We start from the raw sequence: 11,819 nt of genomic DNA, 5'->3' as shown, positions 1-11,819 counted from the left end.
GTGAGGCCGTGACGCGGTGACGCGGTGAGGCCGTGACGCGGTGACGCGGTGAGGCCGTGACGCGATGACGCGGTGAGGCCGTGACGCGATGACGCGGTGAGGGCGTGACGCGGTGACGGCGGTGACGCCCGGGGTTCCCCGGGCGGAGCTTCCTCAGGCAGAGGCCCTTCAGAAGTCTGTTTCGTACACTCTCTGCATGCCGCAGAAGAGTTCCACCGAGCCGGACGCCCCGGCCAACGCCGGGCGCCCCGCCCTGATGGCCGAACTGTTCGGCGAGTCGCGCCGCTACATGGCCGCGTACGCGCTGTTCAACCAGTCCCTCGCCGACCATCTGCGGCTGCACCCCACCGACCTGCAGTGCCTCAACCTGCTGTCCATGGAGACCACGCCCGTCACCACGGGACGCATCGCCGAACTGACCGGGCTCACCACCGGCTCCGCGACCCGGCTCGTCGACCGCCTGGAGCGGGCCGGCTACGTCACCCGGGAGCGCGACGCCCACGACCGCAGGCGCGTCCTCGTCGTCACCGTCCCCGAGCGGATGGCCGAATTGGGCGCTGTCTGGGACCGGCTGAACGGCGCCTGGGCGGCGATGTTCGACGCGTACAGCGACGAGGAGATCGCCCTCCTCATCACCCATATGCGGCGGACGACGGAACTCAGCGCCCGCCAGATGGAGCGCCTCCGCTCGGGCGAGCTGGACCGGCCCGGCCAGAGCGCTTCTTCTGGATCAGGCTGCGCTCCCTAGGCCGCCGCGTCCCCGAACTCGCGCAGGGCGTCCTGGACGATGGCCTCCAGCCGGGCATGGTGCGCACCGCGCCAGTACACCCGTCGGCAGGCGGTGCACTGCGCGAACACGTCGTACGTGCGCTGCGTGCCCTGCTCCAGCTGCTCGCTCACCTCGTCCTTGTCCGCGTCCGTGAGCCGGCCGTTGCAGGCCGTGCAGCGCGTCCACGGGGCGAGTGGAGGCGCGAACCGCTCCAGCACGTCCCGCAGTTGGTCGTCCGGCCGGTCGCTGTAGACGTAGGCCCCGGCCCACAGCTCGCGGCGGCGCAGCAGCCCCCGGTCCCGGGAGAGCATCACGCGCCGCTCCTTCGCCGACAGCGCGGCCAGCGCCGCGTCGCCGATGTCCTCGCTCTCGTAGGCCGCGTCGACGCCGAGCAGCCGCAACCGGCGCGCCAGCGTGCCGAGATGGACATCCAGCAGGAATCGGAGCGGCGCGCCCGGGACGGGCTGGGGGCGCTCGACGCCGAGCACTTCGACGTGCTCCCCGGCCACCGGGATGTGCGAGGTGGTGACCGGACGGCCGTCCACGAGCAGCCGGCCCGCCTCGGTGAGCGGAACGCCGAGCGACTCGACGACGTGCCCGAGCGTCGAGGCGCCGTCCGTCACCAGGGCCGTGCGGCCGTCGCGGCGTGGGGCCGCGACGAAAAGACCCAGGTCGGGCGAGAAACTGATGTGGATCTCCGGTCCGTTCACGCCGCCAGCATGCCACCAGGCCCGTCGGCCCAGCCAGGCCATTTCGGCTCCGGCTCCGGGCGACACCGTCCGCTCCGCCTCCGGCTCCGGTGTCGCTCCGGCGCGGCTCCGGCCAGCGTCGCCTGCGCCTGCGCCGGCTCCGGTCCACGTCGGCTTCGGCCCGCGTCGGCTCCGGTCCGCCTCCGGCTCCGGTCTTGCTCCGGTCTCGCTCCGGCACGGCGGGAGCGCCGGACGGTGGCCCGCCCCGGCAGCGGGGGCACCCCGCGGCGGTCGGCCCCGGCGGGGCTCAGCTGCGGAAGGCGTCCGCGTGCTCGGCCGCCCACTGGGCGAAGGTGCGGGCGGGTCGCCCGGTCAGCTCCTCGACGGTCCGGGTCAGCGCCACCGGGGAACCGTCACTGCCGGCCCAGTACTCCAGGAGCGCGTCGGCGAACGCGCCCGGCAGGTACTCCGCGACCGAGGCCTTCCAGGCCTCCGGCGTGAGTTCGGCGACGGGGATCTCACGGCCCGCCGCATGCCCCACGATCGCGATCTGCTCGGCGAAGGTCAGCGACTCGGGGCCGGTCAGGAGGTAGGACGAGCCGCGCAGCCGCTCGTCGGTCAGCACGGCGTACGCCACGTCGGCGATGTCCGCCTCGTGGATCGGATCGCCGTGGGCACCGGGGTAGGGCAGCTCCACGGCGCGACCGGACTTCACCGCCCATGCCCACTGCAGGGCGTTGGTCGCGAAGGCGCCGGGCTGCAGGTGGGTCACGTCCAGGGAGCCGTCCTCCGCCGCGGCGGCCAGGGCCCGCTCGGCCCGCAGGTGCGGGGCCGCGACCGGATTGTCCGCGGCGCCGGGCGTGAGGACGGAGCTGGAGGACAGCAGCACGATATGCCGGACGCCCGCCTCCCGCGCCTGCGCCAGGAACGTGTCGATGTGCGTGGGGTCGGCGTACAGGAACACCGAGTCGACGCCCGTGAGAGCCGCTTCGAAGGTGGTGGGGTCACCGAGGTCGCACCGTACGGTCTCGACGCCGACCGGCGGGGTGAGATCCGCCGGGCTCTTGGAGGCGGCCCGTACCTTCACCCCCTTGTCGTGCAGGAGGTGCACAAGTGTGGAGCCGACGCGGCCACGGCTGCCGGTGACGAGGACGTTCATGACAGGGAACCTTTCCCTTGCGTGAGGAAGAATCTGCGTGACGCAGATAAATATGCGGCAGGCGCCCCCGTCCGTCAAACCGTTTACGGGCGGGGGCGTGCGCTGCTCGCGGCCGGCCCGCGGGTCCCGGAACCGGCCGGTGTCGAGTTGTTCGGAGAGTTGTTCTCTACGGAACGACGCGGAAGTGCGTGGTCACCCGGCCGTCGTCCTCCAGTACATGGAAGGCGACCCCGGGCGGTGCCATCCGGTCCGTCAGCCCCTCGCCGCCTTCCCAGGGCAGGCGCAAGGTCGACACGACCCCCGGCGCCACCAGCAGCGGGCGTCCCGCGAACGTCGTCGCGGCGCCCGTGTGCGCGTGGCCCGTCACCAGGGCCGGCACGTTCGGCCGGCCCTCCAGGACCTCGGCCAGCCGGTCCGCGTTCGTCAGGTGGATCGAGTCGATGTACGGGTGGTGCAGGAAAGCCGGCGGGTGGTGGAAAGCGGGCAGGGCCGGAGTGTCGCCCAGTTCGTCGAGCGTGCGCGTGAGCCATGTGAGCGTCTCGTCGTCGAACAGCCCCGCCGCCTCGCCGGGGATCGACGAGTCGCAGAGCAGCAGCGCGCGACCCGCCACGTGGTGGAGCCGGTTGACCGGCCCGGTGCCGCCGTCCTCCTCGCCCAGCAGCCCCTTGCGGTAGGCGGCCCGGTCGTCGTGGTTGCCCGGGCAGGTGAGCACGGGTCCTTCCAGGCGCCCCAGCAGCTCGGCCGCCTCGGCGTATTCGTCGGGTGCGCCGTGATCGGCGATGTCGCCGGTGACCAGCACGGCGTCCGGTCGCCGGGGCATCGCGTTCAGGTAGGTGACGACGCGCTCGGTCCGCTCCGTCGCCCGCTCGGTGCCGTCGAGATGCAGATCGCTGATGTGTGCCAGCAGCACAGGAGCCCCCTCCGTTGAACCGCGCGCGAAACCGCGCCTCATGGTCCTAATGGTTAAGTGATCATAAACCATTAGTGCACTGCTGTACGGTGCCGTTGTGAAGATCATCGATCTGGACCCGGGCGATCCCCGGCTGGGTGCCGAAGTCCTCCCCGTACTGCGGCAGTTGCGTCCCCACCTCACCGGTGAGCTGTTCGGGGAGGTGTACGCCAGGGGGTACGCGCAGGGCCTGCGCTTCTCCGCCGCGTACGACGCAGACGCCGTCGCGGGCGCGGGCGCGGGCGCGGCCGACGGCACCGGCACCGGCACCGACGCCGACGCCGTCGCGGGCGCGGGTGGCGGCACCGGCGAAGGCGGCGGCCGGTGCCTGGGCGTGGCGGGGTGGCGGATCGTCGACAACACCGTCGACATCCGCAAGCTCTACATCGACGACCTGGTCACCGCCGAGGACGCCCGCTCCACCGGTGTGGGCCGCGCCCTCCTCGCCCACCTGGAGCGGCGGGCCCGCGACGAGGGCTGTCACTCCCTCGGTCTGGACTCGGGCACGCAACGCACCGACGCCCACCGCTTCTACCTGCGCGAGCGCCTGGACATCGTCGCCTTCAGCTTCCTGAAGGAGCTGGCGCGGCCCTGAGGTCGAACCGCCAGTCGTTGCTGCGCAGCGGGTTCCCCGGCGGGTACTCGAAGTCGCGCTCGCCGCGCAGCTCGAAGCCGGCCTTCCGGCACACGGCGTTCGACGCCGCGTTGTCCACGGACGGGAAGGCGTGCAGATAGCGGTGCTTGTCCGCCGCCCGTGCCCGCTCCACGACCGCGACCGTCGCCGCCGTCGCCACGCCCCGCCCCTGGAAGCCGGACAGCACGGTCCAGCCCGTCTCGTAGACGCGCATGCCGTCCCAGGTCTGCTCCCAGAAACCGATCGTCCCCACCGGAAGCTCCTCCGGAAGCAGGACGATCCGGTACATCCGGCCCGCGCCCGTGCGGTCCGCGCTCAGGTCGACGTACCGCTGGTGGCGCTTGACGAGCTGCTCCTCCGTCTCGGGGCCGCCCAGATGAGCCATCAGCTCCGCCGCGTTCGCCGCCCGGAGCAGCGGCAAGTCCCTCTCCGACCATGCCTCGATACGCACTCCCATACGAGGAACTGTAGGCCGGGGGTGCGACAGGAGGCGGTCTTGTGCGCGACCGGGAACCGCTCCAAGGTGGGGGCGAAGTCCGGCCACCGAACACGGTGTGGGCAGGGAGGGGAACGGCTGTGTGGGAGTTCACGGACGACAGGGGACAGACGATACGGACGGCCCACCGGCCGGAACGGCTGGTGGCGTACATACGGGCCGGAGCCGCCCTCCACGACCTGGGCGTGCGGCCCGTCGCCGTCTACGGGTCGGGCCATGACGGCGACGTACTCGATCCGGCCAAGGCGGGCCCCCTCACCGCGGCGGACGTGCCGTATCTCGGCCCGGGCAAGAACCTGACCGGCGAGGCACTGGACGCCGTGCGGCCGGACCTCCTCGTCGACGTCACCTACGACGACAGCACGCCCTACGGGATCTGGGAGACGCACGGTGTGCCGCTGGTGTCTCTCTCCGTCGGCGGGACGTCCCTCTCGAGCATCCTCGGGCGCTTCCGCGAACTCGCGGCGGCTCTGGGGCACCCGGACGCCGGCGACGACAACGGCCTCCGGGCGGCCGAGCGGGCCGTGCACGACGCGAGCGGGACGACCTCGCCCCCGCGGGTTCTCGCCCTCTCGGGCGGCGGTCCCGACCAGGTGCATCTGGCCCGCCCCGAGGCCTGGCCCGATTTGCGGCACCTGAGGGATCTGGGAGTCCGGCTGATCGACCCCGGACCGGGTGGTGGCACCAGCTGGCTCACGACCGACTGGGAGCGGGCCGTCGAGCTCCGCCCCGATCTGCTCCTCGTGGACAGCCGGGTCCATGCGGCCCCGCCGGAGAAGGACCGGCTTCCCGACGTCCACACCGCGGACTGGAACCCGGAGGCCCCGCCCAGCCCCGCGGCCTGCGCCCGCTTCCTCCACGACGTCGCCGGAGCACTGACCCACACCCGGCCCGTGCGGCACTGACCCGGACGCGGTCGGCGCGGCACTGACCCGGACGCGGCCCGCGTGCGCCGGCTCACACCCGGCCCGCGGGGCGCTGACCCGGACGCGGTCGGCGCGGCCCCGGCTCACACCCGGCCCGCACGGCGCCGGCTCCGGACGCGGCCCGCGTGCGCCGGCTCACACCCGGCCCGCGGGGCGCTGACCCGGACGCGGTCGGTGCGGCCCCGGCTCACACCCGGCCCGCACGGCGCCGGCTCCGGACGCGGCCCGCACAGCACGCAGGCCGTACCCGGCCCCGCTTCTCACGGAGTGGGCCGGCTCGGCGGACCGCCGGGGCTCAGGGCCAGACCAGGCAGTACGGCTGGTGGCCCGCCTCGTGGAGCCGTACCGAGAAGTCCTGCCACTCGTGCAGCAGCTGATAGACGTTGAACGCGTCCCGCGGCCCGCCGCGGTCCGGGACCGTCGACCATATGAAGGCCGCCGCGCCCACCGATTCCTCGCCGATGCCGCGCAGCGGGTCGACGACCGTCATGGGGAGCTTCACCACGGCGTAGTCCGGGTGGAGGACCACCAGCTCCAGTGGCGGCACCTTGTGCAGCGGCATGCCCTGGATTCCGGTCAGCACCATCGCGGCTATCGTCTCGGGTTTGATCTTGGTGAACATGCCACCCATGCCGAGTTCGTCGCCGCCCAGTTCCTCGGGGCGCATGGAGATCGGCACGCGGGCCGCCGTGGCGCCGTTGGGCGCGCCGAAGTATTTGTAGGTCACGCCCATCCGGCCACCCCCATTCCCGCTTCCGATCGGCCCGATGGGCTTGTCCCGCTCGCGTCGGTGCCTCCCCCGCCGGGCAGGCTCGGGTCCCAGGTCGTCGGTCCCCTCGCCCAGTCCGCCACCGCGATGCATATCTCCACCCGACTGCTTTTTAGGTAGCACAGTCCCCGCCGCGCAACCCGATCATCGTGACAGTGACCTCCCCCACGCACGTGCGGCGAAACACCTGTCCGCGAGAACGTCCGGGCCTCTGACACCATGGATTCCGTGAGCTTTCCCTATGACGCCCCAGTTTCGCAGACGCGGAGGACCGACGCCCCGTCGTAAACAAGGTGCACACCGCTGTATACGCGATGGTGAGCCAGGATGCTCAACGTAGTCGCCTTCCGGCGGCCGTGCCTCCGCATTGCCCGTCCGTCAACTCGTTCCCGCAGGTCAGGACCAAAGTGCCGTATTCATACGAAGCCCCAGTCTCACAGACGCTTTTCGACCGCGCGTCCCTTGTGACGCCCGGCGGCGTGAACTCTCCCGTGCGTGCCTTCCGGGCCGTGGGCGGTACGCCCCGCTTCATGGTGTCCGGTACGGGTCCGTACCTCACGGATGCGGACGGGCGCGAGTACGTCGATCTCGTCTGCTCGTGGGGGCCGATGATTCTCGGTCACTCGCATCCCGACGTGATCGCCGCCGTGCAGGAGGCGGTCGCCCGTGGTACCTCGTTCGGTACGCCGGGTGAGGGCGAGGTGGCGCTCGCCGAGGAGATCGTGGCCCGGGTCGGGCCCGTCGAGCAGGTGCGGCTGGTGTCGAGCGGCACCGAGGCGACGATGTCGGCGATCCGGCTGGCCCGCGGTTTCACCGGGCGCGCGAAGGTGATCAAGTTCGCCGGCTGCTACCACGGTCATGTGGACGCGCTGCTGGCCGCCGCCGGCTCGGGCGTGGCGACCTTCGGCCTGCCGGACACGCCGGGGGTGACGGGCGCCCAGGCCGGCGACACGATCGTCCTGCCGTACAACGACCTGGACGCCGTGCGCGCGGCGTTCCGCGCGCACCCGGGCGAGATCGCCTGCGTGATCACGGAGGCCTCGCCCGGCAACATGGGCGTGGTGCCGCCGCTGCCGGGGTTCAACCAGGGCCTGAAGGACGCCTGCGCCGAGAACGGCGCGCTGTACATCTCCGACGAGGTGATGACCGGCTTCCGTACCTCCCGGGCGGGCTGGTACGGAGTCGACGGCGTGCGCCCGGACCTGATGACCTTCGGCAAGGTCATGGGCGGTGGCTTCCCGGCCGCGGCCTTCGGCGGCCGGGCCGACGTCATGGGGCATCTCGCCCCGGCGGGCCCCGTCTACCAGGCGGGCACGCTCTCCGGTAACCCGATCGCGACCGCCGCCGGTCTCGCGCAGCTGCGGCTGCTCGACGAGGCCGCGTACGAGAAGGTGAACGCCGTCTCGCGCGAGATCCAGTCGCTCGTGACCGGCGCGCTGACCAAGGAGGGCGTGGCGCACCGGCTGCAGACCGCGTCCAACATGTTCTCGGTGTTCTTCACGGCCGACGAGGTGCGGAACTACGACGACGCGAAGAAGCAGGAGGCCTTCCGCTTCAACGCCTTCTTCCACTCGATGCTGGCCGACGGTGTCTACCTGCCACCGTCCGCCTTCGAGTCGTGGTTCGTGTCCACCGCGCACGACGAGCGGGCCGTGGAGCGGATCGCGGCCGCGCTGCCCGCTGCCGCCCGCGCAGCCGCGGAGGCCACGGCATGACGGCGAACGACGCGGGCGGCGAGATCACCGTCGTCCATCTGATGCGCCACGGCGAGGTGCACAATCCGGACGGCGTGCTGTACGGCCGCCGGGCCGGCTACCACCTGTCGGAGCTCGGCCGGCAGATGGCCGACCGGGTCGCCGAGCACCTGGCGGGCCGGGACATCACGCATGTGGTGGCCTCGCCGCTGGAACGCGCGCAGGAGACGGCCACGCCGATCGCCAAGGCGCACGCGCTGGACCTGGCCACCGACGAGCGGCTGATCGAGGCGGGCAACGTCTTCGAGGGCAAGACCTTCGGGGTGGGCGACGGCGCGCTGCGCAGGCCGTCGAACTGGAAGCACCTGACGAATCCGTTCCGCCCCTCCTGGGGCGAGCCGTACATCGACCAGGTGGTGCGGATGATGGGCGCGCTGAACGCGGCGCGGGACGCCGCCCGCGGCCACGAGGCGGTGTGCGTCAGCCATCAGCTGCCGATCTGGATCGTGCGCAGCTTCGTCGAGCGGCGCAGGCTGTGGCACGACCCGCGCCGTCGGCAGTGCACGCTGGCGTCGCTGACGACGTTCACCTACCAGGGGGACAGGATCGTTTCCGTGGGCTACAGCGAGCCGGCCCGCGATCTCGTTCCGGCGCACCTCCTCGCCGGCGCCAAGCCGGTGAAGGGCAAGTCGAAGGCGTTCGGCGCCTAGGCGTGTTTCGAAAGTCCCGTCCGGCCGGGGGCCGCGCCCTCCGGGCGGACGACGCCACTTTCGAGACACACCCCGGGCCGACCCCGCCGGGCCTGTCCGTACGGGGCCGTGCGCGCCGGCTCGTCCGCTCGGCCGGGCACGGCCGTTCGCCGGGCCCGTCCGTTCCGCCGGTCACGGCCGCTCGCCGCGGCCGGCGGGTCACTGGGCGGTCACTCAGAGGATTATCCGATGATCCTGGGAACCCTCGTCCTGCTGTACGCATCTCACTCTTTGCCGGTTTCGCTGACATATCCGGCAAAAAGCGAGCGCGGATGGGGACGATATGCGCGGGATAAGCCGAAGGGGACTGCTGGGAGCAGGAGTTGGGGCCGCGGCCGCGATCGGAGTCGCCGGTTGCGGTCTCAACGACAAGGACAACAAAGGGCAATCCGGACAGCCGGGCAAGGGTGACGAAGGCCGGGGAGGCCAGAACGCCGGCAAGCCGGAGGGCCGCCTCATCGGGGACGGCTCCACCTCGGACACCGGCAAGCAGCCGAATCAGCCCGACAAGCCCGTCCCCCTCGAACCGGGCCAGACCCCTCCGCAGTTCGTGATCTTCTCCTGGGACGGGGCGGGAGAGGTCGGCAACGGCCTCTTCCCCCGTTTCCTGGAACTGGCCAAAGACCACGGCGCGGGCATGACGTTCTTCCTCTCCGGGCTCTATCTGCTGCCCGAGTCGAAGAAGACGCTCTACCGTCCGCCGAACAACCGGTTGGGCGCCTCCGACATCGGCTACCTCACCGACGACCACATCAAGCAGACGCTGAAGTACGTCCGCCAGGCGTGGCTCGACGGCCATGAGATAGGCACCCACTTCAACGGTCACTTCTGCGCCGGCTCGGGCTCGGTCGAAAAGTGGACCCCGGCCCAGTGGCAGAGCGAGATCGACCAGGCGGTGAAGTTCGTCACCGAGTGGAAGACCATCAGCGGCTGGAAGGACCTCGACCCGCTGCCCTTCGACTACCGCAAGGAACTCGTCGGAGCCCGCACGCCCTGCCTCCTCGGCCAGGACAACCTCCTGCCCACGGCCAAGAAGCTCGGCTGGCGCTACGACGCCAGCTCGCCGGGCGGTCACCAGAAGTGGCCCACCAAGCGCCAGGGGCTGTGGGACCTTCCGCTGCAGGCCGTGCCCTTCCCCGGCCACTCGTTCGAGGTCCTCTCGATGGACTACAACATGCTCGCCAATCAGTCGAAGAATTCGACCAAGGGCATGCCGTCGCGCTATCCGGCCTGGAAGAAGCAGGCCACCGATGCCTATCTCGCCGGATTCAACCGGGCGTACGCATCGAATCGCGCGCCGTTCTTCATCGGCAACCACTTCGAGCAGTGGAACGGCGGTATCTACATGGATGCCGTCGAGGAAGCCCTCAAGGGCATGGCCGCCAAGAAGGACGTACGGCTGGTCTCCTTCAAGCAGTTCTGCGACTGGCTGGACGTCCAGGACCCCAAGATCCTTGAGAAACTCCGTACGCTCGAGGTCGGGCAGTCTCCCGCGGGTGGCTGGAACACCTTCCTCAAGCCCGCCTGACATCGGGCTTCACGGTCACCCAGGGGGGTGCGGAAGATCCCGGGAACGCCCATGCGAAACTTTTCACATGAGGCCCAGCCGCACCCCCCGAGGCATCCTGCTCGCCACCGGCGCCCTCGCCGCCGCGCTCACGCTGACAGCGTGCGGCGGCGGCTCCAACGGCACGTCCGGCGGTGGCGGCAACACCAACTTCGTCACCAACACCGGCGGTATCGACACCGTCGCCAAGGGCGAGCGCAAGGCGCCCAAGGACCTGGCGGGCGAAACCCTCGACGGCAAGCGGCTCGATGTCGCCGACCTCAAGGGCAAGATCGTCGTCCTTAACGCCTGGGGCTCGTGGTGCGGCCCGTGCCGGGCGGAGGCGAAGCACTTCGCGAAGGTGGCCAAGGACCTCAAGCCGCAGGGCGTCGAATTCGTCGGCATCAACACCCGCGACGCCAACAAGCAGCCCGCCATCGCCTTCGAGAAGGATTACCAGGTCGGTTATCCGAGCCTGTACGACCCGGCCGGGGAGATCGTCCTCTACGGATTCCCCAAGGGCACGCTCAATCCGCAGGCCATTCCGTCCACGGTGGTCCTCGACCGCGAGGGAAAGATCGCCGCACGCTCGCTCATGGCCCTGAACGAGACCAAGCTGCGCGACATGATCAAGCCGCTGCAGGCGGAGAAGTGACGGAGCGGTGATCCTGTGATCCTCCTGGCCGCCGAGCTGGGCCGCAACGAGACGGTATTCAGCGGGGCGCTCCTGCTCGCCCTGCCCCTCGCCGTACTCGGCGGCCTGGTCTCGTTCTTCTCGCCCTGTGTCCTGCCGCTCGTCCCCGGCTACCTCTCGTACGTGACCGGGGTCACCGGCACCGACCTGGCCGACGCCCGGCGGGGACGGATGGTGGCCGGCGCCGGTCTCTTCGTCCTCGGCTTCTCCGCCGTCTTCGTCTCCGGCGGCGCCCTCTTCGGCTACTTCGGCTGGACCCTCCAGTCGTACCGCGAGACGCTCACCACCGTCCTGGGCGTCCTGATGATCCTGATGGGCGTCTTCTTCCTGGGGCTCATGCCGTGGTTCACCCAGCGCGAGTTCCGCTTCCACAAGCGGCCGGTCGCCGGGCTCGCCGGCGCGCCGCTGCTCGGGGCGCTGTTCGGCATCGGCTGGGCGCCGTGCATCGGCCCGACGCTCGCCTCCGTCAACGCCCTCGCCGCGAACGAGGCCAGCGCGGGCCGCGGAGCACTGCTGACGGTCGCCTACTGCCTCGGCCTCGGCGTGCCGTTCGTGCTCGCCGCCGTCGCCTTCCGCAAGGCGCTCGGCGCCTTTTCCTGGGTCAAGCGGCACTATGCGTGGGTGATGCGGATCGGAGGCGGCATGATGATCGGGACCGGTCTGCTGCTGCTCACCGGCGCGTGGGACACCCTCGTGCAGGAGATGCAGAGCTGGTCCAGCGGCTTCCAGGTGGGGATCTGACTTC

The 11,819-nt window shown here is 71.1% G+C and carries 13 protein-coding genes; 8 read left to right on the top strand and 5 right to left on the bottom strand.

The window, feature by feature from the left end; all coding sequences use genetic code 11:
• Positions 1-196 precede the first annotated feature (196 nt).
• Positions 197-748, top strand: a complete 552-nt coding sequence (locus ACY34K_RS04810) for a MarR family winged helix-turn-helix transcriptional regulator (protein ID WP_462743994.1) — start codon at positions 197-199, stop codon at positions 746-748.
• Here ACY34K_RS04810 and ACY34K_RS04805 read toward each other — a convergent pair.
• The 3 genes from ACY34K_RS04805 to ACY34K_RS04795 form a co-directional block, all read right to left on the bottom strand.
• Complete coding sequence (locus ACY34K_RS04805) at positions 745-1,479, bottom strand: Mut7-C RNAse domain-containing protein (protein ID WP_462743992.1); 735 nt, start codon at positions 1,477-1,479, stop codon at positions 745-747. The two genes, ACY34K_RS04810 and ACY34K_RS04805, sit on opposite strands and share 4 nt — an antisense overlap.
• A 286-nt stretch (positions 1,480-1,765) precedes the next feature.
• The gene (locus ACY34K_RS04800) at positions 1,766-2,617 is read right to left on the bottom strand and encodes an NAD(P)H-binding protein (RefSeq protein WP_462743990.1); all 852 of its coding nucleotides are present in this window, start codon (positions 2,615-2,617) and stop codon (positions 1,766-1,768) included.
• A gap of 166 nt (positions 2,618-2,783) precedes the next feature.
• Positions 2,784-3,569 (bottom strand): phosphodiesterase, encoded by a 786-nt coding sequence (locus tag ACY34K_RS04795; RefSeq protein WP_462743988.1) that lies wholly within the window; start codon positions 3,567-3,569, stop codon positions 2,784-2,786.
• A 55-nt stretch (positions 3,570-3,624) separates the two neighbouring features.
• On the opposite strand from ACY34K_RS04795, the gene ACY34K_RS04790 reads away from it, so the two are divergent.
• Entirely contained in the window at positions 3,625-4,161 is a 537-nt protein-coding gene (locus ACY34K_RS04790) for a GNAT family N-acetyltransferase (protein ID WP_462743986.1), read from the top strand.
• Here the strand turns inward: ACY34K_RS04790 and ACY34K_RS04785 are convergent.
• On the bottom strand, positions 4,130-4,657 hold the full coding sequence (locus tag ACY34K_RS04785) for a GNAT family N-acetyltransferase (RefSeq protein ID WP_462743984.1): 528 nt from the start codon (positions 4,655-4,657) through the stop codon (positions 4,130-4,132). The genes ACY34K_RS04790 and ACY34K_RS04785 overlap by 32 nt on opposite strands.
• 119 nt (positions 4,658-4,776) lie before the next feature.
• Here ACY34K_RS04785 and ACY34K_RS04780 point away from each other — a divergent pair, with 119 nt between their 5' ends.
• Positions 4,777-5,601: an ABC transporter substrate-binding protein gene (locus ACY34K_RS04780; protein WP_462743982.1), complete on the top strand. Its 825-nt coding sequence runs from the start codon at positions 4,777-4,779 to the stop codon at positions 5,599-5,601.
• Positions 5,602-5,917: 316 nt separating this feature from the next.
• Here the strand turns inward: ACY34K_RS04780 and ACY34K_RS04775 are convergent, their stop codons facing one another.
• Positions 5,918-6,484: a hypothetical protein gene (locus ACY34K_RS04775; RefSeq protein ID WP_462743980.1), complete on the bottom strand. Its 567-nt coding sequence runs from the start codon at positions 6,482-6,484 to the stop codon at positions 5,918-5,920.
• A 314-nt stretch (positions 6,485-6,798) separates the two neighbouring features.
• Between ACY34K_RS04775 and hemL the strand changes: the two genes are divergently transcribed.
• The 5 genes from hemL (at position 6,799) to ACY34K_RS04750 (ending at position 11,815) form a co-directional block, all read left to right on the top strand.
• Positions 6,799-8,106: a glutamate-1-semialdehyde 2,1-aminomutase gene (gene hemL / locus ACY34K_RS04770; protein WP_462743978.1), complete on the top strand. Its 1,308-nt coding sequence runs from the start codon at positions 6,799-6,801 to the stop codon at positions 8,104-8,106.
• The gene (locus ACY34K_RS04765) at positions 8,103-8,795 is read left to right on the top strand and encodes a histidine phosphatase family protein (protein ID WP_462743976.1); all 693 of its coding nucleotides are present in this window, start codon (positions 8,103-8,105) and stop codon (positions 8,793-8,795) included. Before hemL ends, ACY34K_RS04765 begins: the two co-directional genes overlap by 4 nt.
• 322 nt (positions 8,796-9,117) lie before the next feature.
• Positions 9,118-10,362: a polysaccharide deacetylase family protein gene (locus ACY34K_RS04760; RefSeq protein ID WP_462743974.1), complete on the top strand. Its 1,245-nt coding sequence runs from the start codon at positions 9,118-9,120 to the stop codon at positions 10,360-10,362.
• A 67-nt stretch (positions 10,363-10,429) separates the two neighbouring features.
• Positions 10,430-11,035: a TlpA family protein disulfide reductase gene (locus ACY34K_RS04755; protein ID WP_462743972.1), complete on the top strand. Its 606-nt coding sequence runs from the start codon at positions 10,430-10,432 to the stop codon at positions 11,033-11,035.
• 15 nt (positions 11,036-11,050) lie between these two features.
• Complete coding sequence (locus tag ACY34K_RS04750; protein WP_462743970.1) at positions 11,051-11,815, top strand: cytochrome c biogenesis CcdA family protein; 765 nt, start codon at positions 11,051-11,053, stop codon at positions 11,813-11,815.
• The last annotated feature ends 4 nt before the right edge of the window (positions 11,816-11,819 follow it).

The sequence above is a fragment of the Streptomyces sp. STAM6 genome (genome assembly GCF_054963715.1).
The sequence above is the reverse complement of the archived record's forward strand: the minus strand, read 5'-3'. Positions and strand labels throughout refer to the sequence as shown.